General features: G+C 38.6%; 20 protein-coding genes. 10 read left to right on the top strand and 10 right to left on the bottom strand.

What is annotated here, in order from left to right; genetic code table 11:
* Positions 1 to 267: 267 nt before the first annotated feature.
* From AAU57_RS06690 to AAU57_RS06675, 5 genes are read left to right on the top strand one after another with little or no spacing between them, the layout of a single operon-like run.
* Positions 268 to 2,655 carry a PAS domain-containing protein gene (locus AAU57_RS06690; protein ID WP_156340024.1) on the top strand — a complete coding sequence of 796 codons (2,388 nt, stop codon included), beginning with the start codon at positions 268 to 270 and terminating at the stop codon, positions 2,653 to 2,655.
* 1 nt (position 2,656) lies between these two features.
* A complete protein-coding gene (locus AAU57_RS06685) occupies positions 2,657 to 3,097 on the top strand; it encodes a response regulator (RefSeq protein ID WP_055412176.1) in 441 nt (146 codons plus the stop codon).
* Between the two features lie 3 nt (positions 3,098 to 3,100).
* A complete protein-coding gene (locus AAU57_RS06680) occupies positions 3,101 to 4,123 on the top strand; it encodes a response regulator (RefSeq protein WP_055412175.1) in 1,023 nt (340 codons plus the stop codon).
* Positions 4,120 to 4,254, top strand: a complete 135-nt coding sequence (locus AAU57_RS15290) for a hypothetical protein (protein WP_262491931.1) — start codon at positions 4,120 to 4,122, stop codon at positions 4,252 to 4,254. Before AAU57_RS06680 ends, AAU57_RS15290 begins: the two co-directional genes overlap by 4 nt.
* Position 4,255: 1 nt before the next feature.
* A complete protein-coding gene (locus AAU57_RS06675) occupies positions 4,256 to 4,495 on the top strand; it encodes a response regulator (protein WP_055412174.1) in 240 nt (79 codons plus the stop codon).
* Between the two features lie 185 nt (positions 4,496 to 4,680).
* Here AAU57_RS06675 and AAU57_RS06670 read toward each other — a convergent pair whose 3' ends face one another.
* Positions 4,681 to 5,268, bottom strand: a complete 588-nt coding sequence (locus AAU57_RS06670; RefSeq protein ID WP_055412173.1) for a DUF6642 family protein — start codon at positions 5,266 to 5,268, stop codon at positions 4,681 to 4,683.
* Between the two features lie 203 nt (positions 5,269 to 5,471).
* Here AAU57_RS06670 and AAU57_RS06665 point away from each other — a divergent pair, with 203 nt between their 5' ends.
* Positions 5,472 to 6,926 carry a S41 family peptidase gene (locus AAU57_RS06665; RefSeq protein ID WP_055412172.1) on the top strand — a complete coding sequence of 485 codons (1,455 nt, stop codon included), beginning with the start codon at positions 5,472 to 5,474 and terminating at the stop codon, positions 6,924 to 6,926.
* Positions 6,927 to 7,039: 113 nt separating this feature from the next.
* Positions 7,040 to 7,525, top strand: coding sequence for a YciI family protein (locus AAU57_RS06660; protein WP_055412171.1), 486 nt, complete (start codon positions 7,040 to 7,042; stop codon positions 7,523 to 7,525).
* A gap of 46 nt (positions 7,526 to 7,571) precedes the next feature.
* On the opposite strand, the gene AAU57_RS06655 is transcribed toward AAU57_RS06660, so the two are convergent.
* Positions 7,572 to 8,582: a helix-turn-helix transcriptional regulator gene (locus tag AAU57_RS06655; protein WP_055412170.1), complete on the bottom strand. Its 1,011-nt coding sequence runs from the start codon at positions 8,580 to 8,582 to the stop codon at positions 7,572 to 7,574.
* Positions 8,583 to 8,764: 182 nt separating this feature from the next.
* Here AAU57_RS06655 and AAU57_RS06650 point away from each other — a divergent pair, with 182 nt between their 5' ends.
* Entirely contained in the window at positions 8,765 to 10,159 is a 1,395-nt protein-coding gene (locus AAU57_RS06650) for an RtcB family protein (protein WP_055412169.1), read from the top strand.
* A 46-nt stretch (positions 10,160 to 10,205) separates the two neighbouring features.
* Here the strand turns inward: AAU57_RS06650 and AAU57_RS06645 are convergent, their stop codons facing one another.
* The 8 genes from AAU57_RS06645 to AAU57_RS06610 all read right to left on the bottom strand — a co-directional run bounded on the left by AAU57_RS06645 (position 10,206) and on the right by AAU57_RS06610 (position 23,547).
* Positions 10,206 to 11,225 (bottom strand): hypothetical protein, encoded by a 1,020-nt coding sequence (locus tag AAU57_RS06645; RefSeq protein WP_055412168.1) that lies wholly within the window; start codon positions 11,223 to 11,225, stop codon positions 10,206 to 10,208.
* Between the two features lie 126 nt (positions 11,226 to 11,351).
* Positions 11,352 to 12,596, bottom strand: coding sequence for an McrC family protein (locus AAU57_RS06640; RefSeq protein WP_055412167.1), 1,245 nt, complete (start codon positions 12,594 to 12,596; stop codon positions 11,352 to 11,354).
* Positions 12,589 to 15,345, bottom strand: a complete 2,757-nt coding sequence (locus AAU57_RS06635; protein ID WP_055412166.1) for an McrB family protein — start codon at positions 15,343 to 15,345, stop codon at positions 12,589 to 12,591. Before AAU57_RS06635 ends, AAU57_RS06640 begins: the two co-directional genes overlap by 8 nt.
* Before the next feature lie 112 nt (positions 15,346 to 15,457).
* The gene (locus AAU57_RS06630) at positions 15,458 to 18,331 is read right to left on the bottom strand and encodes a type I restriction endonuclease subunit R (protein ID WP_055412165.1); all 2,874 of its coding nucleotides are present in this window, start codon (positions 18,329 to 18,331) and stop codon (positions 15,458 to 15,460) included.
* A 5-nt stretch (positions 18,332 to 18,336) separates the two neighbouring features.
* Positions 18,337 to 19,566 (bottom strand): PD-(D/E)XK nuclease family protein, encoded by a 1,230-nt coding sequence (locus tag AAU57_RS06625; protein WP_055412164.1) that lies wholly within the window; start codon positions 19,564 to 19,566, stop codon positions 18,337 to 18,339.
* A gap of 22 nt (positions 19,567 to 19,588) precedes the next feature.
* Positions 19,589 to 20,680, bottom strand: a complete 1,092-nt coding sequence (locus tag AAU57_RS06620) for a DUF4268 domain-containing protein (RefSeq protein WP_055412163.1) — start codon at positions 20,678 to 20,680, stop codon at positions 19,589 to 19,591.
* 42 nt (positions 20,681 to 20,722) lie between these two features.
* Positions 20,723 to 21,976, bottom strand: coding sequence for a restriction endonuclease subunit S (locus tag AAU57_RS06615; protein WP_055412162.1), 1,254 nt, complete (start codon positions 21,974 to 21,976; stop codon positions 20,723 to 20,725).
* Positions 21,976 to 23,547: a type I restriction-modification system subunit M gene (locus tag AAU57_RS06610; RefSeq protein WP_055412161.1), complete on the bottom strand. Its 1,572-nt coding sequence runs from the start codon at positions 23,545 to 23,547 to the stop codon at positions 21,976 to 21,978. Before AAU57_RS06610 ends, AAU57_RS06615 begins: the two co-directional genes overlap by 1 nt.
* Before the next feature lie 496 nt (positions 23,548 to 24,043).
* Here AAU57_RS06610 and AAU57_RS06605 point away from each other — a divergent pair, with 496 nt between their 5' ends.
* Both AAU57_RS06605 and AAU57_RS14990 read left to right on the top strand, forming a co-directional pair.
* The gene (locus AAU57_RS06605) at positions 24,044 to 24,253 is read left to right on the top strand and encodes a hypothetical protein (protein WP_055412160.1); all 210 of its coding nucleotides are present in this window, start codon (positions 24,044 to 24,046) and stop codon (positions 24,251 to 24,253) included.
* A gap of 341 nt (positions 24,254 to 24,594) precedes the next feature.
* Positions 24,595 to 24,807, top strand: a complete 213-nt coding sequence (locus tag AAU57_RS14990; protein WP_156340020.1) for a hypothetical protein — start codon at positions 24,595 to 24,597, stop codon at positions 24,805 to 24,807.
* Positions 24,808 to 25,296: the final 489 nt, after the last annotated feature.

Here is a 25,296-nt window from a genome sequence, read left to right as displayed (position 1 = left end):
TATCATGCATTTTCACCCAAAAAATGTCATTTGGTAGACGACTGGGAAAATATGTTCATTTAGAACAAATACTAAGAATCGCCACCTCACTAGACGTGGATGTCTTATTTACAAATACTTACAATTAAAAACGGTAATTTTTATATTGATGGACTCAATATTTCGCCGATTTAAAATGTAGGAAAATAGGCTTATTTGTTTAAACATTTGTTAACTAAATATAAGTTTTACTAACTTAGGAGCATTAGGTAAGATAACTTGAACCAAATGCGGTACAGCTCCAGCCAAGAAATAAGTGTTTCAAAAAAATTAGATGATGCATTGCAAAAGCAATTAAGCAACATCATCAGTTTAGCGGCTTCCATTTGCAACGTACCAACCGTAATTCTATCCGTAAAAAGCAAAACTGGATTCATTTCTGTTTCTAGAGATGGTATGCTAGAAGTCAATGAGGCACTTTGCATTTCTATTCACACATTGCTATCCAACACTTCAACTCATGAGGTCGTTCATGTTTCTGATATTTCAGAAAACGAGCATTTACAAGAGTGGTCGATACCTACCAATCGTCCAGCCTGGACATCTTTTGGCACCTGTCCTATCTTTTCCGTTTCAAAGAAATTGATAGGCGCCTTATCCTTATTTGATGATCAACATAGAAGCTTTACTAGTGTCCAAAATGAGGCTATACTCCATTTAAGCCATCAAGCAGCGATGGTGCTTGAAACTAATGATGCCTTGAAAAAAGTGCAAAAGAAAAGCAAGTACAATGCAGAGGCGCTGGAGAATTTAGTGAAATGTACCGGTTCTGGCACCTGGCGCTACCACCTTCAAACTAAAAAGCTCACCATTAATGAAAAATGGTTTGAATTACTAGGCTATAATTCTACGGAATTAAAACCTATAGATTTTGATTCCTGGAAATCCATGATGCATCCTAAAGATGTGGAGCGTACGCTTAGAGAACTAGAGCAATTTTGCTCTGGTGATAACAAGGAATATGATGTAGAGTTTCGCATGCGCCACAAAAAGGGAACTTGGACGTGGATAAGGAGTACAGGACATGTTTCAAAATTTGATAAGGATGGAAAGCCTTTAATCATTTGGGGAACTCACAACGACATTGATGAGAAAAAAAGAGTGGAACTGGAGTTGCTTAAAGAAAAAGAGCGTTTTGAACTTGCTGCCAAGGCGACCTCAGACATCCTTTGGGATTGGGATGTGATTAATAATACCATCATTTTTGATGAGAGTTATGAAAAGGTATTTGGCTTTAAGCCATTGACTAAGGAGTCAGATCATTCCAAACAATGGCAGGAACGATTGCATCCTGCAGATAGGGAACATGTCATTCAAAGTCTGCAAAAGGCTTTGGAATCTGATGAAAGAAACTGGGAACACGCCTATCGTTTTAGAAAACAAGATGACACCTATGCTCATGTGGTAGATAAAGCCTACATAGAACGTAATAAAACGGGTATACCACTCAGAGTCGTTGGGGCTTTTCAAGACATTACACTCAAGAAAGAATCTGAGCTACAGCTCAAGGTTTTTGAATCCATCATTAACAAAACTAAGGACTCCATTATCATCACAAGGGCAGAGCCTATTGATGCACCGCACGGTCCAGAAATCATTTACGTCAATGATGCCGTCGTTGCAAAAACGGGATATGCTAAGGAGGAATTGATAGGAAAAACACCTCGTATTTTTCAAGGTAAGAACACCGACCCAGCGACTTTAAAATACATCTCAAAAAAGCTAAGGAAATGGGAAGTTATTGATGTAGACATCATTAATTACACAAAGGATAAAAAGGAATATTGGATCAACTTATCCATCGTACCTGTGGCTGGTGATGATGGACGTTATAAGTATCTGATTTCAGTACAAAAGGACATTACAGACCGTAAGATATATGAACGCTCCTTGAGAGAATTAAATGAAAAGCTTCAAAAAAATGCGGCGGAATTAGAGATTTCTAATTCAGAACTCGAGCAGTTTGCCTATGTGACTTCACACGATTTGCAAGAACCGTTGCGTATGGTGACTAGCTTTTTAACGCTGCTGGAACGCAAGTATGGAGACGTTATTGATGAAAAAGGCAAAACCTACATTCATTTTGCGGTTGACGGTGCAAAGCGTATGCGCCAGCTTATCTTGGATTTGCTAGAGTATTCCAGAGCTGGTAAAATCGATGAAGTTTACGAAGAGGTAGACCTAAATGTTCTTTTAAAGGACGTCCTTAAATTGAGTGATCGCTTCATTAAGGAAAAGAATGCTGTGGTCACCTATGACACCTTGCCGGTGATACGATCTTTCAACTCACCATTGCAACAAGTCTTTCTCAACCTAATTAACAACGCGCTTAAATACAGTTCTTTTGATAGAACACCTTCCATTCACATCAGCGCCCATGAGGACGATCGCAAAGTTGTCTTAACCATAGAAGATAATGGGATTGGGATCAAGCAGGAATATCTAGAAAAGATTTTCGTCATTTTCCAAAGACTGCATACAAAAGACGAATATACCGGTACCGGTATAGGACTCGCAATCACCAAAAAATTAATGGAACACCTGGGCGGTAGAATATGGGCCGAGAGTAAGGAAGGAGCTGGAAGTAAATTTATGATTGAGATTATAAAGAAGTAACATGCAAAATGTAAACATCCTATTAGTAGAAGATAATGAAGGTGACATCTTGTTGACCACAGAGGCTCTGGAAGAAATCAAAGTGGCCAATAATCTTACAGTGGCTCGCACAGGAGAAGCCGCTATAGATTTATTGAATGAACAGGCCGCAGGTCAAAACAAGCAGAAACCACTACCAGATCTTATCCTACTAGATGTCAACCTACCTAGGATCAATGGTCATGAAGTGCTGAAGTATATAAAAGAGCATGAAGATTTGAAACATATACCCGTCATCATGTTGACGACCTCATCATCTATTGATGATATTTCAAAATCCTATAGAAAACACGTAAACTGCTACATTGTCAAGCCTGTGGAATCTGAAGAGTTTTTAAAAGCGGTGATCCAAATCGAAAACTTCTGGTTCAACATCGTGAAATTACCTTCAAAAACAGATTAAGAAATGCGTCCCAAATCATTGAATTATAAAATTCTAATTGTTGAAGATAATAAGGGCGATTTACTCCTCATTCAAGAATATCTAGATGAATATTTTATAAGTTCCAACCTAGTTACTGCCAAAACTTTTGCCGAAACCAAAGACATTTTACAGTCAACACCAAATACATTTGACATCATCCTACTGGACCTCTCGTTGCCAGATCTTGACGGCATGTCATTGCTGGGGCAAATGGTACCTTTAGTAGGTGATGCGCCTATCGTCATTCTTACCGGATATGCAAATGTTCCTTTTAGTTCATTGACTTTAGGTCAAGGAGCGTCTGATTATTTACTTAAAGATGAGTTGACACCATTTTCCCTTTATAAATCTGTAGTACATAACATTGAACGTAAAAAACATGTTCAGGAAATTGAAAATTCCCGAGAAGAGTATACTGATTTATTCCAATTGAGTCCGCAACCGTTGATTATTTACAACACCAACGACATGTCCATTATCAAAGTGAACGATGCCGCTTGCCATTTGTATGGATATACTATGGAAGAGTTTTCTCGTTTGGATTTATTAGATATAAGACCAGCGTCTGAAGAGTCGTATTTAAGACAGGAATTTGAAAAAGTCACGCAAAGCGACATGAAGTCGCAAACCTATGTTGGAGTTTTCAAGCATCAAAAAAAGAACGGTGAGGTATTCACTGTAGAAGTATTCAGTAATCCTGCCTCACGCGTGAATGAAAATGTGCGTGTATCATTGATCAATGATGTGTCAGAAAAACTCAATTATATCCAAAAGATAGAAGATCAAAACGCTCGTTTAAAAGATATTGCCTGGGTACAATCGCATATTGTTAGATCACCACTTTCAAGAATCATGGCACTGGTCAACTTGTTGTCTGAAGAAAATATCGAGCCCAAAGAGCGCGAATTTATTCTAGAAAAAATATCAGAATCCAGTCAGGAGCTGGATCACATCATTCATGATATTACAGAGAAAGCATCTCAATTAAAACAGGAAGAATCATGAACGAGAGACTGCTTATCATAGACGACGATCCCATATTTTGCTACATACTGGACAAACTCATTAAGAAACAAGGTGCGTATGCCACAGCAACATTCAATAGCGCTCTGCACCGGGCTGGATCACCTAAGTAAAATGACTGGAGAACAAGAAGTCCTTATCTTTCTGGACATCAACATGCCAGAAATGAACGGATGGCAATTCCTGGAGGCATTAAAAAATGTACGGTACAACTTCCCTATTCAGGTCGCAATCGTCACCTCATCCATCGATCCCGAAGATCAAAAAAGATCTTCTACCTATGACATGGTCACCACTTTATTGACAAAACCAGTAGCAGCTAACGAGTTGCAAGACATGTTGCAGTCCAAATAATTATCAAACCTTTCCAATTAATCTATAAAGGAATGCTTCAATCGACTTTACCTTAACAGTCAGCCATCGATCCACAAGGTAAGTTGATTTACCCATCACTTTTAGATATATAAATTGATTTTAAAAGAGTACGCTTCCCTGCCTGTCCGGCAGGCAGGCGCGAAAGCGAACACCTCAAAACATTCTTAGTAATACAACCTAAAATCGAGCAATTTACAAAGCTGGTAATGTTTGTAGAACATACGCTCCACCACTTCTTTGAGATCGTCATTTTCATAGAACAGGCTAAAAAATACCCGATCGATCGTGAAGGCGCTGGTCATTTTTTCTGAAGGATGCCCATAGCCAGAAATCGCGCGGGCACCGGTAACATCAAGAAAATACTGCGATTCTTCATCAGTCAGGTCCAGGATCTTTTTGTTTGCAAAATGAATCACTTTACCGTTCATCTTGCCTTCAAAAAGTTCGGCGATTTCTTCAATGCTATAGTAATATCCATTGATCAAAAGGTTATTGGCCTCGCCAGGCAATACCAGATAAATGATCTCATAATCCTTAAAGTTATGATCGTCATAAAGCAGATAGCTCAAGCTTTCTTCCAGTCCTTCAATGGTATCGCAGGCCTTGTAGATACTGGTGATGTTTTGGTGTAGTGCGATGTCCTCTAGGATGGTAAGCACCTCAGTCGTCTCTTCATTCTCAATATCGGCCACGACCTCAAGGCAGTAAATAAAATTCTCGACGTCGGTGATAGGTACTTCCAGTTCGCTCATCAGGTTCCTGCTCTTACTAATTCACCTGCAATATTAAAGGCCAAATTTCAATCAGGCTGTTGATAAGACTTATTTAACCTAAGTTTCTAATAACGATTCCGTGCCGCCAGCACGGCTTCTTTTGACTCTTGAAACTGTAACAAATGCGAGAATGAAACATCTTATAACTGTACCTCTGGTATTCAACCATAACCAACCATCCCATGAAGCATTTTATTAAAACTTATTTTCTTTTAGCGCTACTCCTATTGCCTTTTTTAAAAACCCAAGCACAAGACTGTGACTGTGCGGACTCCTTTCAAATTACCAAGGATACCTACGAGAAAAATTATTCACTATTTCAATACAAAGTCACTGATGAGAATAGGGACCTATACACGGCTCACTCAGACATCATGTTGGACAGAGCAAAACAAGCTAAGGATTTAACGGAGTGTATCACTATACTTGAAAAATGGCTGGAGTTCTTTAGGGATGGCCATACCTATATCATTCGTTCAGAGAACGAATCTGTTGAGACCCACAACGAGAATATTCCAATCACGATGGAAGAATTCAAATCCAACTATGCTAAATCTGCTTCTAATGATAATCCCATACTAGGTATTTGGAAAAACGCAGGCTACGAGGTGGCTATTATTCCAAACCCAATAAACAATTCCAGAGAACGAGATTATGTAGGTGTCATACTAGGCAGTACAAATCCCAACTGGAAGAAAGGCGATGTGAAATTTGAGTTGATGAATATTTTTGGAACCAGTTATGACATCAATTACTTGATGGGTGATCATACCATAAAACAGATCACTGGAGAACAAACAGACCATGGCGTTCTTGAAATCAAGACACTTAGCAATTGGACAAAGCTTTGGCCAAAAGTAGAAAATGTAAAAAAGCCTAGTGAGATCGAACGTAAGTTCGATCAATTCCACCTCTCCTATGTGGACAATATACCTTATCTAAGACTTCCAGATTTCTATTCGGTAGATCCCGAATACGTAGACAGTATCATGCAAGCCAATCATGATAGGATCATAGCCTCTGAAATGATGATCGTTGACGTTAGGGATAATTCTGGAGGCAGTGATGCGACCTATTTTCCCTTATTACCTTATGTCCTGGACGGTCCCGTTGAAATGCCTTCCAATGGCTTTTGGCTCAGTGATGATAATACAGAATATCTTATCAATGCAATGGCCGCTAGCAAGGGCTATTCAGTAGAGGAATACAAGCAAAAGGACAAGCAGGAATACGAGTCTTTTATAAACAATAAAGGCAAGGCTTACTTTAAAGGTGAAGGCACGTGGACCTTTACAGCAGACACCATTTATAAAGGACCTAAAAAGATCATCATTCTAACGGATGAAGGCGTAGGCAGCTCTGGTGAAACTTTTGTTTACCGAGCAAATCAAAGTGATCGCGTGGTGGTATATGGACAAAATACTGCCGGAGTGGTCGATGGATTCAACGGCTTTCCCCTAGATTTGGGATGCCTTACTGCCGTCTTCCCTACCTCGTACAGAGCACCAGATATCGCTACAAATCCTATCGATCCATACGGTATCGCACCAGATGTTTATGTGGACAAAGAAGAGGATGTACTTTCCTATGCGATCGAGCACATGAAGCAACTTATTAAAAATGAAGGGACAGATTAGTTTTTTTTAAGTTCGCTTTCGCGCCTGTCTGCCGTAAAGGCAGGAAAGCGAACTAACGACAAACTGGAACAAATTTGTAGTATAATTACAAGTGAATCGGGTAAACAAAAACGATGCAATTAAAAATCCTATGCCTTTTGGCCAGTGTAGTATTCATAAATGTCACATCTGGACAAAGCACACCTCAAGACACTACGAACAACAACCCCAATTACGATGCTTCCTTAGCTAGTAAACTGGGTGCCGATGATTATGGGATGAAGAGCTATTTTTTAGTAATCCTCAAAACAGGAAGCAACACTACAACCGATAAAGCATTGATCAACAAAAGTTTCAGCGGTCATCTGGAAAATATAGGTAAGCTGGTTGCAGATGGTAAACTTATCGTAGCTGGACCTATGGGCACCAATGACCAAAATTATAGGGGCATATTTATTCTCGATAATCTGGGATCTATGGAAGAGGCTAAGGAATTACTACAAACAGACCCTGCTATTCTAAACAATCTCTTGGGTTATGACATCTTTGCTTGGTACGGTTCTGCTGCCTTAGCAGAATACCTGCCGCTCTCTGATAAAATCTGGAAATTAAAGCCATGACGCCTTTTGAGTGGTGATCGCTGGTAATTCCCAGACCATTATTGAATTACTCGTACGATTGCAGAGCCTTCTTAAATTTACTGCGCATTCTACGACGCAAACGTTTGGGGCCAATGACTTCTAAGCTTTCACCAAATCCCAATAATAAACGCTCCAATTCATAATTCAAATGGGCGTGTATTTGAAAGGTGACACTACCATCATCATGCTCTTCAAGAATCTTTTGACTATGATGGAAAGGTTTGGTCACCACATAAGGCGCATTATCTCGATCTACTCTAAAAACAACGTCCTGTAATTCCCGGTTGGAAAGAACGGTAACGCCTATGGTATGCTCATAATAAGCATCTGCATCAAGATGTGCCGATTTGTAACGGGATTTGAAATCGTAATCAACCCCTAAAATGCGATCCAGCGCAAGCGTCAGGATCTTATCATTCTCATCCCGCATACCGACGATAAACCAGCGGTTGTTATATTCCTTCAACAACTGTGGATGAAATTTAATCATCGATGGTGCATGGGCTTTAAACGACTGGTACATCAAATCGAGAACCACTTCCTTTAAGATCGCTTGATACAATTCATCCAGCAATTCCAATCCTTTAAGGTTTGCATTCTTATCCAAATGTATCACAGCGGCCTTATGGTGCCGCTGGGTATAGATCTTATCCTCTAATTTTTGAAAGACGCCTTTAAACTCGTCAAATAAGGAGAAATCCTGAAATTGCTTGAGCATATCCATAGTCTCTGACAGCACACTCATATCATTCTCGGTAAGTGGGATATTGGTGATGCTATAATCAGGATCAGAATACCGGTAATATTTCTTTTCATACACCTCTATGGGAGCATTATAACCCAACGCATCTCCTCTCATATGCTGTAAATCGAGCTGTATGGTTCGTTTACTCACGTTCACATCCTTTCCTGCCAGATCATACAAGGCATCACTACAAGCGTCGATCAGATCCTCAAGCGTCCAGTCCCGCATGTTATTCTGCAAACACTTATCAATAGTTTTATAACGTATCAGTGCATTTTTATTCAGTGCCATAGCTTTAATTCTAACTAAATCTAAAGATTAATTATAACTACGCAAAAAGGTTGCGTAGTAGGATGCAAATATTTGTGCAGAGTTAGTAGGGAAGTATATTCTTTGTGGTTTCAACTTCCCTAAGTGGTGGCTCCGTCAACCAAAGGAGTGGGCGGAGCTTTTATTAAAGTAAATTTAAGACGATGAAAACAGTTACAACAATTACTGGAAAAGATTTAGTAGACATGGGTTTTCCTCCTGGAAAATGGTTTAGAAAAGCCATCGACCATATCAATGAAAAACAACTTTCTAAAACCGAGATGGAAAATTATCTAGAGCAGTTTAGGTTGCCAGATCCTCAACCACTATTTGAGGTGCCTGTTTTTTATAATATGAACATTAGCGCTTCTAATGAATTGGAAGTAGAAAATATCGCCAAAGTCAAAGAAACTATGGATGCGGTCATGCGCACACCAACTGTCGTTGGTGGTTCTGTAATGCCTGATGCATGTCCTGCGGGACCTATGGGAACGATTCCCGTAGGTGGTGTGGTAGCGGCTAAAAATGCGATCCACCCAGGGATGCATAGTGCAGATATTTGCTGCTCGGTCATGTTAACGGACTTCGGTCAAGCAGACCCTAAGATGATTCTGGATGCTGCACAATCTGTGACGCATTTCGGTCCTGGCGGTCGTCCTCGTGGGCAGCAATTCCAAATGCCGGATGATTTGATGGAGGCTTTTAAAACCAATGAATTTCTTTGGGATGAAAAATCCATCTCGGTCGCTCGCGAGCATTTGGGTACTCAAGGTGATGGGAATCATTTCTTGTTTGTCGGCAAGTCAGAAAAAACCGGTAATACCATGATGATCACGCACCACGGCTCTAGAGGTCCTGGAGCAAGATTGTACAGCAAAGGCATGGCTACAGCAGCTCGTTTTAAGGAATTGCTGTCGCCTCAAACCTTACGCCAAAATGCTTGGATTCCTTTTGATACCGAAGAAGGACAAGAGTATTGGAGTGCGCTACAGATCATACGCGATTGGACAAAATTGAATCACGAGTTGATTCATGACGAGGTGGCTAAAAAAGCAAAGGCGACCCAGGAAAACAGATTCTGGAACGAGCATAACTTTGTCTTCAAGGATGGAGATATCTTCTACCATGCAAAAGGTGCAACACCTCTAGACGCCAAGTTCATGCCGGATATCACAGGACCTCGATTGATTCCATTGAATATGTCAGAGCCTGTGTTGATCGTTCAAGGAGAAACGACTAAAACCAACTTAGGCTTTGCGCCTCATGGAGCTGGTAGAAATATGAGCAGATCACAGCATAAACGTAATTTGGCACACCTGACAAACGAAGAAATCTTTGCGGAAGAAACCAAAGGATTGGATATCCGATTCTACTCTAACGAAATTGATATTTCAGAACTTCCTAGTGCCTACAAGGATGCAGACAACGTACGTGAGCAAATGCAGGAATTCAACCTAGGCAGGGTGTTGGACAAAGTGATGCCTTATGGCTGTATCATGGCAGGAGACTGGCAAAAAAACGCCCCTTGGAAGAAAAAGAAACGCCATCGTAGAAATTAGAATCAAAAGCCCGCTAGAGATAGTAGGCTTTTTTTGTTTAATAAAGTCACCTACGTAACTCCTGAGCGCTTACTAACTTATAATCTTTATCCCATATCGTAGTAAGATACAGGTCATACAATTTATAAGGTGCATTCACTTTAGACTTCACTTTGTATTCCATCGGGTAGGTGATATAAAAGTCACCATTATCTTGTTCAACTATATTGATCTTTTCAAAGTCGACTTTCGTTTCCGTAAAAGGATATGTATTTCTATAATCCTCAATATCTTTTCTAACATCTTCTAGACTTGGATTCTTCACGCCATACCAGTTGCGCATCTTGGGCGATATGTAATTGTGTAATGTGGCTAAGTCATTACTATCTAGATGTTGGTAATATTCAGCAATGGTATTTTTTAATACTTCAGTATTGGTCTCAGGATTTACGGCGACAGTGGTAGGTGTATCTCTACTTTCATCGTCTAAGAAAAAATAAGTCGTGCCAAACGCAATCACAGCAACGAGACCTAGGACCGAAAGAATCGGTTTGGATAAGAATGCCTTTTTAGTATGTTCAGTAGCTTCAAAAGCTACAGGTTCGACTTTTTCGTCTGTTGTGACCCGCGTTGTAATTAATGAACTAGGAACCTCAGCTTTTGGGATTTGAAGTTGGAAAGCCGTGCTCACAGGTATGGACTGCTCACGATGCATTTCATAGGGTATCAGACTCACGTATTCTGGATCCTCTGCCGTGTTCCCATAACCCAAAACAATATAGATGGGAACCTCTGTAGTATGAATTTCTTGAAAAGTTGTCGTTTGGGTATCACTTAAAATTTCATAACGCTCTTTAAAAGAATTGGTTCGATATTTCGCCTCCACATGGAATTCCTTACCAGTCAAGCGACACTTGAATCTAAAGTCTGGCTTTCGCGAGTTGGTCACATAACGCTCTTTATTTTGTTCATAGCCATTTGTTTTATGCTGGAGATCATAAGCATTGTAAGGAAACAGAACCTTTTCTACATAGTCTTCAAAGGCTAGTCCTTTGTCAAAGGAATCTTGGTTGTGATTTTCACTCATGATGGCAATCTATAAAAGTCCACTTCACTTTCCAAATATTGGTTTTTCTAGTTTCATGATGACTTCAACGGTTGAGATAAACGTGTCTATTCGTTTTTACATAATAACACCTCTCAATCCCTTATTTTATTTGAGATCAAGCAACTCAAATATCTCTTTTGCCATATATGGATTAAGGCTAGAGCCTTTAATCACATGCACAAATCCTAATTTGCAAGAATGATGTCCCATATCTAAGTACGGTAATACAAATTTTCCTGAGTTATGTGTTTGGGAGCCATCATTCGGATACAACAACATACTTTGTTTGGCATCCCAATGGTGGTTATAAACGTACATTTGTTTTAAATCAGCATCATTGGGCTTGTTGCTCTTTATGACTTTCCATTTAGTGTCGATCACATATTTCAAACCCTCTTTCTCTAGTACAATATCGGGCCGAATGGTTTTCCTCTTCCAAAACAACTGGGATTCCTGTCCCTTTATGTGCCAGCTTCCATCATTACCCTTTCTCAAAATACGCAAGACATATTCCTCCCACAATCTATTCATATCAAACATGATGGCAAGCAAATCCTTGCGACCTGCCTTGATATCAGGCCGGTAATTAAGCAAAATAAGTTTTGCAATGGACAGTGCTTTTTGATAGGGTTTATGCTTTCGCGAAAGCGGAATACGTTCAAATAATGTTGCATTTACTTTAACTCTGCTCACTTCGGGAAATAGGGAACGAACCCGACCCATTTTGTCAGCAAGTTGTGAGTCTTTTGAAATGATGGATATCAGACAGAGAGCCTCGTTTAAGATTTGATGCATAAGGTGGTCTTTAGAATAAATCGTATGGTGTGTAAAGAACCGTTCCTTATGGACCAAATTCTTACTGACGTGCTGGCTAAAAACTAGTGCCCCTTTAAGCGCTCTCTGTTGTCCTTGCTGCTTGCTATATTTCTTAATGAGTCCTTGTCTAATAAGCGCTTCAACCTCGTTTAGGAATAATTCAAAATATAATTCCAAAACAGAGTTAGCTCTTAGCTTCAAATTGGCTGACCCGCTTTCTTTTGCCGTGAGCAAATGACAAGTTTTGAGCATGGTAAGCAAGACATGCTGCCATTCCTTTTTATTATCATTCCTACCAGCTTTCGGCAAGACTTCAATGGTGGTGTTGCCTATTTGAATGGCACCAACATATTGCTGGAATTTAACGCCTTGATTGACTAGAGTGAAGAATGGGGTATCAGGATTTGCGTCGAAATAGTCTAAAAAGGACTTATATATCTCTTTTGAGATAAGTTGTTTGCTAGGACGCCTAGCCGTATTAGTAGTAAGTGTCTCATATTCAAAAACCGATATATACTTTGGTCTTCTAGGCATCGTTACTATGGCCCATTAGCTGCTTGATAGCATCGCTTATATTGATTTTCTCATCAGCTCTAATTTCATATTTGATGACATCACTGTAATCAGAATCATAATCACCATCAGTGGAAGCAAAAGTGACGTTGCTATATTGATCCTTATCCATAAAACCTTCTCCTATTACCATAGCGATCTTGACATAATCATTAAAGAAATATTCCTGAAGTAATGGTATGATCTTATACTTGAAAACTGTTTTTAAGTCCTTTCCTAGGTTGCTAGAGTTTATCAAATTAAGAAAATAAGAGTGCCCTATTTGATGATCCCGATCTATGAGAACGGTAATACGGTTGTTGATGGTTCTAAGAATATTAGAAATTTGATACCCTTCAAACTCTTGATAGTTAAGCACATCGTCGATCACATCGTAGTCTGGCAACATTTCCTTAAATTCAAATCTACGTCTCAAAGCGCTATCCAGCGCCTCAATAGAACGGTCTGCGGTATTCATGGTACCTATGATGTGAAGGTTTTGTGGTACAGAGAATTTTGTTTTAGAATAGGGTAAAATGACGCTCAACTCATTCTCTGCTCCTGCCCTTTTATCCTTTTCAATAAGTGTGATGAGTTCTCCAAAAATGGAAGCGACATTTCCACGATTGATCTCGTCTATAAAAATAGCATAAGGTTGTTCAGGGTTATTTCTTGCAAGATTAGCCAGTCTTTTGAATACACCATCGCTCATTTCATAACGCAGCTCTGCATTCTCATCTTCAAGGACTGGCTTAATTCCTTCCACGAAATCCTCATAAGTGAAGGATTGATGAAATGTCACGAATTCGTAGTTTTTTACTTCATCACCAGAGTTTGTTTTATAATTTTTGAATCGATCGAGAATATCTTCGAGTTCAGAAAAAGCATCCTCGTCTATTCCATCAGCAATTCTCCATGTCTTATCTTCATTTTTCCAAAAGGCTCTTACATTACCTCTACCTACAACATTCACATTATCACATTCATCAACCGTGTGCCTTTGTAAACAGCCCCAGGCAGATGCTTTTATGTTTCTAATAGAACTCAACTTTGACTTTGCAACAATTGCTGGATGAATTATTAAATCTGATACTTTCGAATTTGGAATGTCTTTTAGAGCTATATAATAGACTTCCCACCATTGCAAAGACTCTACCTCTTCTATCAAATAATCTTCTTTAGTTTTGGCATTAGCGGTCTTAGTAAAATGCTCAAAATAATTGTTCTGTAGCTTAAAAGTCTTTCCCGTTCCAGGAGGCCCGTAAAGAATTTGATTTAAAGGCATTGTCTTCTTTTTATAAGTTGCCGCTGGTTCCGATACTTCGGTGAAGGATCCAGTGAATTGCTTTCTATACTGCTGTTCAAAAACTGCTTTCTCGAAAGCGGTATTCATGTTTTTTCGAAACCCGGATTTTTTAATTCCGTCCAATTCCCGAATCATCTGATCCAAGACAACTTTTTTATTATTAATAAGTACATCGATCCTATCAAATTTTACCATTACGATACCATCATTACCTTCATAGCTATAAGTAACCTCTTCAAATGGTTCATTGCTTATTACTTCATAAGCACCTCTATTTGTTCTGGAATCTAACGACCAACCTATTCGCTGGCCTATAAGAAAAGCTAAACGCTTTTCATCTTGACGAGTATTATATGTAAAACGATCATCTCCCCTTTCTATCTTCAAGACTGAATGTATCTCATCTAAAAAATTAAAAAAGTTATCTATTTGAGTTTGAGTAAAGTTTACTAATACATTTTTTAATTGAGTCTCATCTTCTTGAAAAACCTGTATTGGCGTTTTCGAATTTTTCGCATTAGTACTTTCCCAAGCTAAATAAGATAATTCAGGAAATGACAATTCAGATTTTTCCTTGATGGTTTTGTTGATTTGTTGATACTCCTCATAATTTTCAAAGTGAAAATCAATACCTAATTCATCTTTCAAATATGGTTTTGAAGGACCATTGATTGGAAAATAATCAAAAGGGCGTACATAAAATAGCACCTCTGTAATTTTAGTTTTGCCAACATTCCGAATATTTAATGCGCGTTGAAATAGTTCGTTTGATATTGTGTGATCTATGGCCGCATTAAATAGCTCCCAGAGTATTCCAAATTCATCTCCAACTCTCTCAAAGGCATATGGAAACATCCAGACTTTTTGAGCATTAGCTGTGGGAATGCCACGTTCACCGTTTGGGTAGAATAAATCCAACTTATTTGCCAGCGACTGAAGAATCTTTAATCTTTTAGTTTCTCCATATTTGTGGATATAGCAGAAAAAAGTAAAGGGATCAATTTCTTCAATTTCTCCTCGAACTCCATTACCAAAATCATCCTTACCAATAACAACACCCGTATCTTCAAGCATTTTTAGAAGCTGCTTACTTTTTGAACGTTTATCCTTTAAGTATTCAACTAATTCTAGATGAGTCTGTGTCCAATTATAAAAATCAACTTTTTCTTTAGGTTCAATTTTAAAATTATTTCTCTCATAAGCCTTGAAACAATCTGTCTCTAATCCACCCTTGAAGTACCGTTCTATCTTTCTGCCAACGGCATGAAAATTAGCATAGGCCATAACCGCTTTGGGAGGGAATGTTTTACCATCGTGGATTAAATCATATGTGGAGGAAGGACCAAAACCTTCTGGAAAACCTTTGTCTTCAAAGTCTTCAATACCCTTTAATATGTGTTGCTCTGTAACTTTATCAAATAGCATTCTTGTTCTCTGATTAATTATTTTAAACGACCTAACTTATCAAATTCATCTACAGTTCAATCTAGCTTACATCGAATTTTATCATTTGAATCCATATTGCTCCAGGCCGAACCTATCCCGTCATTCCCTGCACAAAAACCTCAACAAACTCTTTCATTTTATCCAATATTCGTTCGCCTATTTCACGGGCTTTTAAAATGCTAGGTCTGTTGTCCAGGCATTTGAATATATCATCCCGCAGGGGTTCTCTTCCGTAATTTGTGTAGCTATCGATAAGTGCTCTAAATTGTTTCTTATCCAGATTTTCTTCTTCACAAATTTTAGAAAGCGCCATGATGCGCTCTTCGTGCCAGAAACGTTCAAACTCATCCTGTATAGCGTCGACATCGTTAATGTAGGGCAGGTTTTCTTCTATAAACTTTTCTATCAATTCGCGTTTGCTTCTCAGCTCTACATCACCAGTTAGCATATCAATGATGGCTTTTTTCTGAGCAGTGGCGTCAGCAGATTTTGACTCCTTCAGTTGTGCTAGTAATTGTAATATATAGGCGACATTTATCTTATCCCGATGGATCAACTCCAACTCAAAATCGATATCGTCCAGAATGGATGCTTTGTGGACTTGTCGATCGTTCTTGACTTTATCGTTGAGGTCAAGGTATTTTCCCTTATAATCTTCAAAAGTCTGCTCATCGATACCCAGATCGTCCCAATCAAAATCTGTGTAAGATTCTAGAACATTTTTGGCTCTCAATAAACGTCTAAAAGCCATTACGAATGCAAGCTCATCCTCTTCACTCATCAGATCATCAACACTTTGGTAGGTTGGAACGATCTCCAATAAATTTTTTAAGGCTTCATCAAATTTCTCTGCTATAGATTCATAAGGCGGTAGAATGATTTCTTCTATCGCATCTTTATTAGAGAATAGGGTAACGGCCTCATCTGTGGCTTTCTTCAGGTTTCTAAAGCATAGGATGTTCCCTTGCGACTTCTGCTCTCCCAGAATTCTATTCGTTCTGGAATAGGCTTGTATGAGGCCGTGGTATTTCAAGTTCTTATCTACATACAGGGTATTCACGCGCTTAGCATCAAAACCGGTAAGCATCATGTTGACGACGATCACAAGGTCTAATCGATCTTTATCTTGAAAAGTTGTTTTCTCACGTTCCTTCAATCGTTTACTTATATCCTTGAAGTAGTTCTCAAACTGCTGTCCATCTTTAGTGGAAAAGCTCGTATGGAACATGGCGTTATAATCAGAGATATAGCTATCTAATTTTTCTCTGGTATGACTTGTTTTGTAAGACGCAGTAGGCTCCGCAGCCATGGCCAGTTGATCATCGTCTGGCAGGTAATCTTGTGCATCTTCGTCATCTTCATTAGTGCCGTAGGAAAATATGGTGGCAATACGCATATCATGCTCGCCCTCATCCTTCTTGCGTTTGAAAATATCGTAATACGTAATGAGTGTTTCAATATTGCTTACGGCAAACAATGCCGAATACTCTTTACTAAAAGTTTTCTGGTTGTGATAAGCGATGATGTAATCTGCTATTTTTTCTAGACGTTTAGGATCTTTAAAGACTTCTGCCTTATCGATATCTTCTACTTCTATATCTATAAAAGTTTTGCTCTTGCGTTTGTATTTACCAACATACTCAATCCCAAAGCGCAATACATTCTGGTCTTTGATAGCATCTGTAATCACGTATTTATGCAAGCATTGACCAAATAAATCTTTAGTAGTACGCTTGCCCAGGTCATTCTTGGCAGCATTATCCTTAAATATGGGAGTTCCTGTAAAACCAAATAACTGACTACTGGTAAAATACTCGGTAATTTTTTTATGGGTATCGCCAAATTGACTCCTGTGACATTCGTCAAATATGAACACTACTTTTTTATCCTGAAGGTGTTTGAGGCTCTTCTCATAGTGCACTTTGGAAATAGCATTATTCAGTTTTTGAATGGTTGTCAATACCAGCTTTGAATCGTCTGTAAGTTGTCGTACTAAGGATTGTGTATTGTCTGTGACATCAACGCTATCCTTTTTAAAGCTGTTGAACTCCAGCATGGTCTGGTAATCTAGATCTTTCCTGTCCACTACAAATACTACTTTATGGACATTAGGCAAGTCCATAATGATCTGGCTGGCTTTGAAAGAGGTTAAGGTTTTACCACTACCGGTCGTGTGCCATATATAACCGTTGTCATTGCTCGTCGCTACTTGATGGACCAGCTTTTCTGTGGCGTAGTACTGATAAGGTCGTAATACCATAAGAATCTTGTGCGTCTCATTGTGTACTACGTACTGAGCGATCATTTTCGCCAGGTGGCTGGTCGATAAAAACGCTTTCGCGAAAGCGAACAAATCAGTAATATTTTTGTTATCCACATCTGCCCAAAAGAAGGTTTGCTTGACGGATTGCAACTTATTATTGGCGAGATATTTAGTATTGACCCCATTACTAATCACAAATAATTGCACGTACTGGAACAGGCCACGATTGGACCAGAATGAATGCCGCTGATAGCGATTGATCTGATTGAAGGCTTCCTTGATTTCAAGACCACGCCTTTTCAATTCTATTTGAACCAACGGCAAACCGTTTATGAGTAGCGTGACGTCATAACGGTTTTTATAAGTGCCTTCCTGAGTAATTTGATTGGTTACCTGAAAGAGATTGGTATTCCAGTCTTCTTTATCAAAGAAGCGCACATAAAAACTATCGCCATTCTCGCGGGTTATGTGCAAACGATCTCGCAAGGTTTTGGCCTTTTCAAAGACATTGCCTTTTTCTAAATGATTAAGGATAATTTCAAATTCTCTATCAGAAAAGGACGTTTGATTAAAGCGTTCTAATTGGTTTTTCAGGTTAGCAAGTAGCACATCACCATCTGCGATGAGGATATTCTCGTATCCCTGCTTTACCAGCTGCGCAATGAGCTTGTTCTCTAACTCAAGTTCTGATTGTTTGCTCATCGCTTTTATTTACCGAAATCTTGGAAAAGATAAGGCTCTGTTTCCTGAATAAATTGGATAATCTGTTGGCAGGTAGTTGAAACTAGATTTTCATAATGATCGGATTCAGAGTGGTAGAGTTTTTTCAGTAAATCTGATGAATTTAGATGGAGGTTATTGCCGCTTTTTGTCATCAAAGTTTGGATGTGTTTCCAAACATCATTCAACTTGTTTGGATTAGGAAGTGACGAACAGATTGCACCTTTATGGCCATAAAGTCCTACAAACATGGCTCCATTTGTATTACCTCTACCGCTAAAAGGTTCTACACAAAAGCTAAATGGAACGTGTTTCTTATCAATGTAATGAACCCATATTTTAGAATAGGTTTGATCAATAGGATGTTCACTGATTACATCATATTTGCTAATATCCAGACTAATTTTTAATCGCTTAATGATTTCCTTCCTGAAGTTTTCTCGTATAGTGTTCACTAACTTTTGGTAATTATCAGCTACATATTTGGATTCTTCAAAATAGTCGATCATAGTGTCAAATAGCTCCATCTCTGCTTTGTTATCTAGGGTGTGTGTTAGTTTTTTGATAAGTAAAATATATTGATTGATCGCCTCTCTGAGCGCAGTGAAATTGGCGACTTCCCTTAAACATAATTCTAACCAATGTTGAATCTCATCTCTGTAACTGATATTGTAAAAATGCTCGCCAGACTTTAACTCTAACTTACTAAATTCTGAAGGCTCGTCGCCCTTTAAAGTCAAATAGTAAACTGTATTTTGATCAGTCCTATGGTTGCAGTAACGCTGTATTTGAGCCTCTTGATCATCTGCATGAATTTTGTTCTCTATACTGATGATATTATAATCCTTATCCTTCAAATAAATATCTATCCTACCACCTTTGGCATTACTGGTAGCTTTCCCTATTTTATTCCTACACAAATTTATCGTGCCGACAGCTTGCTCTGCTCTTACTTTGGCATTGTTTGTATAGAAAGGTTGAGAATGATTTATGGTGGTCAGAAAATGTTTAAGAAACACGTCACCCATACGATGAGATCCTTTTGGATTAAGTAGTTCTGTCAAAAACGCAGAATGCGTTCTGTTTTCCCTAGTTTCTATATTTAGGACCGCAAATAAATTAAAGTGATCACCTTTAGCTATAGACAGCTCCTCTTGATGCTCTATAATCTTTCTAGTTTCTTTAAGCAGTTTTTTCAAGTCTTTTACTTTTTCCATTTGAATAGGCTGGCTTGTGGTGCTACTTTGTTTTGATTAGCTCCATAAAAATGGAGCGGAATTTTATTGTAGTAGTTGCAAGCCAATCAATGGCTTCATCCCAGTTTTCCTTGTCATTTAAATCAAACTGCTTTAAAAGCGTAATGACTTTATCTCTATTCTCTGGGTTTGGGTTCCACGAAAGTTCTTCACCTATGAAATTTTCAATATGACTTTTTTTACTTTCAAAGTAAGGCAACCATTCTTCTGCGTTCTTACTACCAATATAAACCCTTACTCCTATTTCGTTTCGATCAGTGTTGAATGTATTGGACAAATGAATACCAGATTTTCCTAAAGCAATATCAAACCAATATTGCGGTCTAGGAGTTTGTAGCTTTTGTATCTCATCAAACTGTAACAATCTTGTTTTAAATATTTTCCAGAAGTCTAATTGCGTTTTTCGGGTATCACTCAGACCCTGCCCTTTTTCTAGATCTTCTCGTTTCTTTTCTTGGGCATCAATCATGAACTCCTCTGTTTCTGGCAAAGGAATTATTTGTTCTACTTGCAGGAATATATTTTCACCTTCCGTAAACGGTGTTGCTCTAAAACACTGAACTTTTATTTCATGTGTTATCAACCACAAAACTGTAGAAGTGACTTCTTTTCTAAAGTGGTTAGCAATAAAAATAATTCGTTGATCTCCAGAATTGAGATACAATTCTTCATCCTCGATAGCCAGAAAGTCCATCACTAAATCATCTGCACTTTCTTCAGAATGACTCTGTAATAGGTATTGTTGAAATAAGTTTAGTATTTGTTTGGTTGTGAGAGTTGAGCAATAGGATGCATATTTGATGGCCTGCCAAGCAACATTCCTACCTGAATCATCAAGCTTGTTTTCAATAATAACTAGATTACCTTCTTTATCTAGTGCCAATAAATCAAGTCGCTCGTTTGTATCATTAAAGCCACTAAATTCTTTTTGAATGATGAGCAAATCTTCACCTAAGACCTCTGGATTTTTAGCGATCCATTCTTGTAAATGATCACGCTCTCTAAAACCTAGATCTTTAAACAAACGCTCTTCTAGCTTCTCAATGTCGTTCGTTAGCGTATTAATTTTATACATGTTCTATTAATTCTAAGGTGTTCATTTAGTTTTCTAATATCGTTACACAAACAACCGCTGCAACAATCCCTTTTTAAACTCCTGCGTTTTTAGTAGCTGACCAGCAACGGTTTCTATTTTTGCGTCTAGCGCGCTCAAGTAAGTCGCTATTTTTTGTTGTTCTTTTTGGGTTGGACAAATGATAATCGTGCTGTAAACTATGTCGCTACTTATATTTTGAACTACACCGCCAGTTGACAATCTCAAATATTGCTTCTGTAAAAATTCAGAATTCAATAAATGTAACAGGTATTCCCTATTTAAAAAGTCTTCGTATTCTCGAAGAACAAACCAACCATCGTAAATACAACCTTCAATTTCTAACAAGTATGATTTTCCAAAACTCATAGAGTTTGCTAGGATAATCTCGCCTTTTCTAACAAACCTTGACTTTAAAGAACCTTTTTTAGTGATTTTTTCAGCCACGTCGGATATTCTGTAATTGTTTGAGTTTTTAGTATCGCCTATTTTAATCCAATTAACGCCATCGCTTTCCGTTGTGGTATATTTTATAATAGGTCTTGGTGAACTTCCTCTGTAAAGTTTTATGTATTTAGAAAACCTCTTCTTTTCCCAATCTGGAAAATCATTTCCATCATCATCTTTAAAACGCAATTGCTGGCTGAAAAGCTGTTGCATCACGCCTTTTTTATAGTGTTCTAGTTGTTCTTTTTTGGTGGTGAGTTGCTGTAGCTTTTTATCTACTGCGGTTAGGAAACTGGCTATTTTTTGTTGTTCTGGGTGTGATGGTATAAATACATTAAACAATCTAATACTTTGAAAGTTCAAGCCTTCTCGTCCACTTCCTGTTTGTCTTTGAAGAATAAGTTTTTGACCTTTATAAGAGGATATAAAAGATTGGATAAACTTTGGACTATTGTTTTTATTCAATCTGATTATACAGACATGTTGATTAACATTCCCTATTTCAAAATCATTTGGCACAATACAACTCCTGCCTATCGAACCTCCAGTAATGTTTAACAAGATGTCTTCAGATTTCACAATACTACCTTTCATTTTAGAATTTATGTCTTCTGAAATACAAATTCCATCCAAAATTAATTTTCCATCAATCACATTTTGACTTCTAATAAATGGTATTCCAGAATCTTGATATACCTCAGAGCCTCCTTTTGGTGTACTACCACTTCCTACTTTGACAGAAATGTTTCCAAACTTCTTCCTTTCCCATTCCCCATCAAACTCTTTAAACCTTAATTGAGGCACCATTATGTTTTTCTTTTGCGCACCCATTAAAAAGGAGTTTCAATATTTAGCTGCTTGCAAAAGTCGGCTATGGTCTTATCGGTCTCGTGCATGTCAAGATCCAGTTGTTTTATTGCTGTCGCGACAGCAGTAATATCTATGGGTTCTTCTTCTTCAAAGGTGTCCACATAGCGTGGGATGTTCAGGTTGTAATCGTTTTCTTTGACCTCTTCCAAAGTAGCGACATAGCTGTATTTATCTTTAGAAACCCTGTTGCGGTAGGTGTCTATGATAAGGTTAATGTGTTCCTTTTGGAGTACGTTTTGGGTTTTTACTTTTTCAAAATGGGCGCTGGCGTCTATAAAAAGGATATCGCCAGCGTGTTCCCGTTTTTTCTTTAATACCAAAATACTGGTTGGGATGCTGGTACCATAGAATATGTTTGCAGGCAATCCTATCACGGCATCTAGGTAATTTTTATCCTTGATAAGGAATTTCCTAATATGACCTTCGGCCGCACCGCGAAAAAGCACACCATGCGGTAAGACGCAGGCCATGGTCCCATCGTCTGCCAGCTGGTGCACCATGTGTTGTACAAAGGCAAAATCGGCTTTGGATTTGGGCGCCAGTTTCCCATAATCAGCAAAGCGGTCATCGCTCATAAAAAGTGGGCTCGCGCTCCAGTTTGCCGAGAATGGTGGGTTTGCCACAATGGCTTCAAATCGTTTGTCTATATGCTTAGGGCTGGGATTTACCAGCGTGTCCTCGTTATAAATATCAAAACGCTTGTAATGCACGTCGTGCATGATCATATTCATACGGCATAAGTTGTAGGTGGTCGGGTTGCTTTCCTGACCATAGAACTCGCCTACTTCTTTAACTTCTTTGGCCACACGCAATAGTAAGGACCCAGAACCACAGGTAGGGTCATAGACGCTTTTGAGTTTGATTTTATTTGTGGTGACTAACTGCGCAAGAATTTTAGACACTTGTTGTGGCGTATAGAACTCACCCGCTTTTTTACCGGCACCGCTGGCAAATTGCCCTATCAAATATTCATAGGCATCACCCAGCACATCACTGTCAGAGTTCTCTAAATCAAAATCGATACCGTCCAGGTGCGTGAGTACCTTAACGATAAGCTCGTTCTTAGCATCTTCAGTCTTTCCTAGCTTGCTGCTGGTCAAGTCCAAATCTTCAAACAGATTGCCAAAATCGTCTTCACTCTCGCTGCCCATGGTGCTTTGCTCAATGCTGGTAAGCACATTTGCCAGGTCGCCCAGTATAAACTTGTTTTTGCCGCCAGAGTTGCCACGCTTTGCCAACTCGCTAAACAGCTCACTAGGTTTTAAAAAGTAGCCCAGTTTATCAAGCGCTTCATAACGTATGGCTTCCAGGTATTCGGCTGCGTTCTCGTGAGTCTCTACGGTATCATAACTCAAGCCGTCGGGCTCGAGGATAACATTTGCATACAGTTCCATTTTACGGCTCAAATACTTGTAAAAAATGAACCCAAGGATATAATCCCTAAAATCATCTGCATCCATATTACCACGCAAATCGTTGGCTATGTTCCAGAGCGTTTGTTTGAGTATTTGTTGTTTTTCTTCTTCTGACATTTAAGTGTTTAACTATAAGTTATAGGTCAATTACATGCCTGCCTGCCGTCCAAGCAGAAAAGCAAAATAAAACCCCAAAAACCAGATTTAATCCTGTATCAGGAAAACATCATTCTTTTGGGGTTTCTAAATATAACAAGTTTGATAGAAAGAGCACGGATGTCGGCCCAGATCGTTCGTAAAACATAAGATCCAACGTAGGCTGGTAATCAGTTAAGTTATCTCAACCGACTCCTTTATAAAATATATCAACAATTTGAGCTCTGCTTTGTCATATTTTGATCCTCAAATAGTTACAAAATAGTTGTAAATAGTTATAGAAAATGGCAAGAACTCAGGTTTATAAACACCTTATCCACAAAAATGATCTTCTCATTGTTGAATACTGGTATAGATGAAAATGGGTACAAATCATTTAATGACAGTACTTTTGGAAAGTTGACAAGCATTATTAACATAAGTCCTACTTATAAACACTTAGTGTAATAAACAATTCATGATACCCAGAATCGTCATACGAGCCGAAGAAGTACAAGCCCTGGAAGGCTGCAGTGCCTCAACCGCCTATGAACGCATTCGCCTGGCCAAAGCTGCTCTTGACAAAAAGCCATACCAAAAACTAACCATAGCAGAATTCTGCAACTATTACGGCTACGATCTAGAATTGGTTACCGATTGTTTGACAAACCTCCAGAAGGCTTCTTAAAACAAATAGCAGCCTCAGACTAAAACAGAACATTTAAATCTTAATAAACTGATTTAATGCATCTTGCACACCTCATCGATGTACAAAGTGAGGTGTACTTTTTAAAATTCATGCCTTGTCGTAGGTTGCATTCCATAAGTTCAAAATCGTAAAGGAAAGATGAGCAAAAATCGCCATCATGTAGATAAAATAAAATGTTACCGCACGGTAAAAAAAGGGCTTTTACCTTTAACAATCAGTAGCAACAAAAGTTGTCCTTTTAATTACCACAGACTTTTAATAAGTTGGTGCTGGAATGGACTAAAACGGCCTTAGCCTAGGAATAACAATAGATCAGAACCTTGAAAACGTCGCTACATAGCAAAAGACTCATCATCCAGGTACAGGATGTGATGACTATTTTTGGCGTTTCCAAAGAGACCGCCTACCGGCGCATCAAACTCGCCAAGGACGCCCTGGGCAAAAAGAAACACCAGCAACTCACCATCACCCAATTCTGCGAGTACTACGACGTTCCCACCCAGGAATTCCACCAATCCATCTTCAACCTGTAAAACATTCTCGAACTCGAACTCGAACTCGAACTTGAACTTGAACTTGAACTTGAACTTGAACTTGAACTTAAGTTTAGGTTTAATTGGGACTCAAACATCCCTTCTCATCTTACTTTTATTTTTATTTTTCTTTTTCTCCTTCCCCAACACCTCGTCAAAACCACCACAGCCAGAATACAAGTCGAAATTCCATAAGACCTCACCGCAGGAAGTGGCGGATTTCTAGAGTGGCTTATGATTACTCAGCGGCTCGCTATCCATCAATTTCATTTCAATAATCCTTCTAATTTAATTACTTCCAGAACTTGAATTCAAACTCGAACTTCAATTTGGTTTTAAATTTAAGTTTAGATTTAGATTTAAAACAGACTTAGACAGAAACGAAAGCTTATACTCCGTCTCATCTTCCTTTTACTTTTCCTTTTACTTTTACTTTTATTTTTCTTTTACCTTCTTCAACTTAGACTTAAACTTGAACTTGCACTTGAA

The organism is Nonlabens sp. YIK11 (genome assembly GCF_001413925.1).
Classification (GTDB): Bacteria; Bacteroidota; Bacteroidia; order Flavobacteriales; family Flavobacteriaceae; genus Nonlabens.
This window is presented reverse-complemented; position numbering and strand designations above follow the sequence as displayed.

Bases quoted from the DNA above. Each gene is read 5' to 3' on its own strand.
- AAU57_RS06675 (WP_055412174.1), top strand. From the start codon at position 4,256: ATGACTGGAGAACAAGAAGTCCTTATCTTTCTGGACATCAACATGCCA.
- AAU57_RS06615 (WP_055412162.1), bottom strand. From the start codon at position 21,976: ATGGGTGCGCAAAAGAAAAACATAATGGTGCCTCAATTAAGGTTTAAA.
- AAU57_RS06655 (WP_055412170.1), bottom strand. From the start codon at position 8,582: ATGGCACTGAATAAAAATGCACTGATACGTTATAAAACTATTGATAAG.
- AAU57_RS06610 (WP_055412161.1), bottom strand. From the start codon at position 23,547: ATGTCAGAAGAAGAAAAACAACAAATACTCAAACAAACGCTCTGGAAC.
- AAU57_RS06630 (WP_055412165.1), bottom strand. From the start codon at position 18,331: ATGAGCAAACAATCAGAACTTGAGTTAGAGAACAAGCTCATTGCGCAG.
- AAU57_RS06605 (WP_055412160.1), top strand. From the start codon at position 24,044: ATGATACCCAGAATCGTCATACGAGCCGAAGAAGTACAAGCCCTGGAA.
- AAU57_RS06690 (WP_156340024.1), top strand. From the start codon at position 268: ATGCGGTACAGCTCCAGCCAAGAAATAAGTGTTTCAAAAAAATTAGAT.
- AAU57_RS15290 (WP_262491931.1), top strand. From the start codon at position 4,120: ATGAACGAGAGACTGCTTATCATAGACGACGATCCCATATTTTGCTAC.
- AAU57_RS06620 (WP_055412163.1), bottom strand. From the start codon at position 20,680: ATGTATAAAATTAATACGCTAACGAACGACATTGAGAAGCTAGAAGAG.
- AAU57_RS06680 (WP_055412175.1), top strand. From the start codon at position 3,101: ATGCGTCCCAAATCATTGAATTATAAAATTCTAATTGTTGAAGATAAT.
- AAU57_RS06685 (WP_055412176.1), top strand. From the start codon at position 2,657: ATGCAAAATGTAAACATCCTATTAGTAGAAGATAATGAAGGTGACATC.
- AAU57_RS06665 (WP_055412172.1), top strand. From the start codon at position 5,472: ATGAAGCATTTTATTAAAACTTATTTTCTTTTAGCGCTACTCCTATTG.
- AAU57_RS06635 (WP_055412166.1), bottom strand. From the start codon at position 15,345: ATGCTATTTGATAAAGTTACAGAGCAACACATATTAAAGGGTATTGAA.
- AAU57_RS06625 (WP_055412164.1), bottom strand. From the start codon at position 19,566: ATGGAAAAAGTAAAAGACTTGAAAAAACTGCTTAAAGAAACTAGAAAG.
- AAU57_RS06650 (WP_055412169.1), top strand. From the start codon at position 8,765: ATGAAAACAGTTACAACAATTACTGGAAAAGATTTAGTAGACATGGGT.
- AAU57_RS06640 (WP_055412167.1), bottom strand. From the start codon at position 12,596: ATGCCTAGAAGACCAAAGTATATATCGGTTTTTGAATATGAGACACTT.
- AAU57_RS06660 (WP_055412171.1), top strand. From the start codon at position 7,040: ATGCAATTAAAAATCCTATGCCTTTTGGCCAGTGTAGTATTCATAAAT.
- AAU57_RS06645 (WP_055412168.1), bottom strand. From the start codon at position 11,225: ATGAGTGAAAATCACAACCAAGATTCCTTTGACAAAGGACTAGCCTTT.
- AAU57_RS06670 (WP_055412173.1), bottom strand. From the start codon at position 5,268: ATGAGCGAACTGGAAGTACCTATCACCGACGTCGAGAATTTTATTTAC.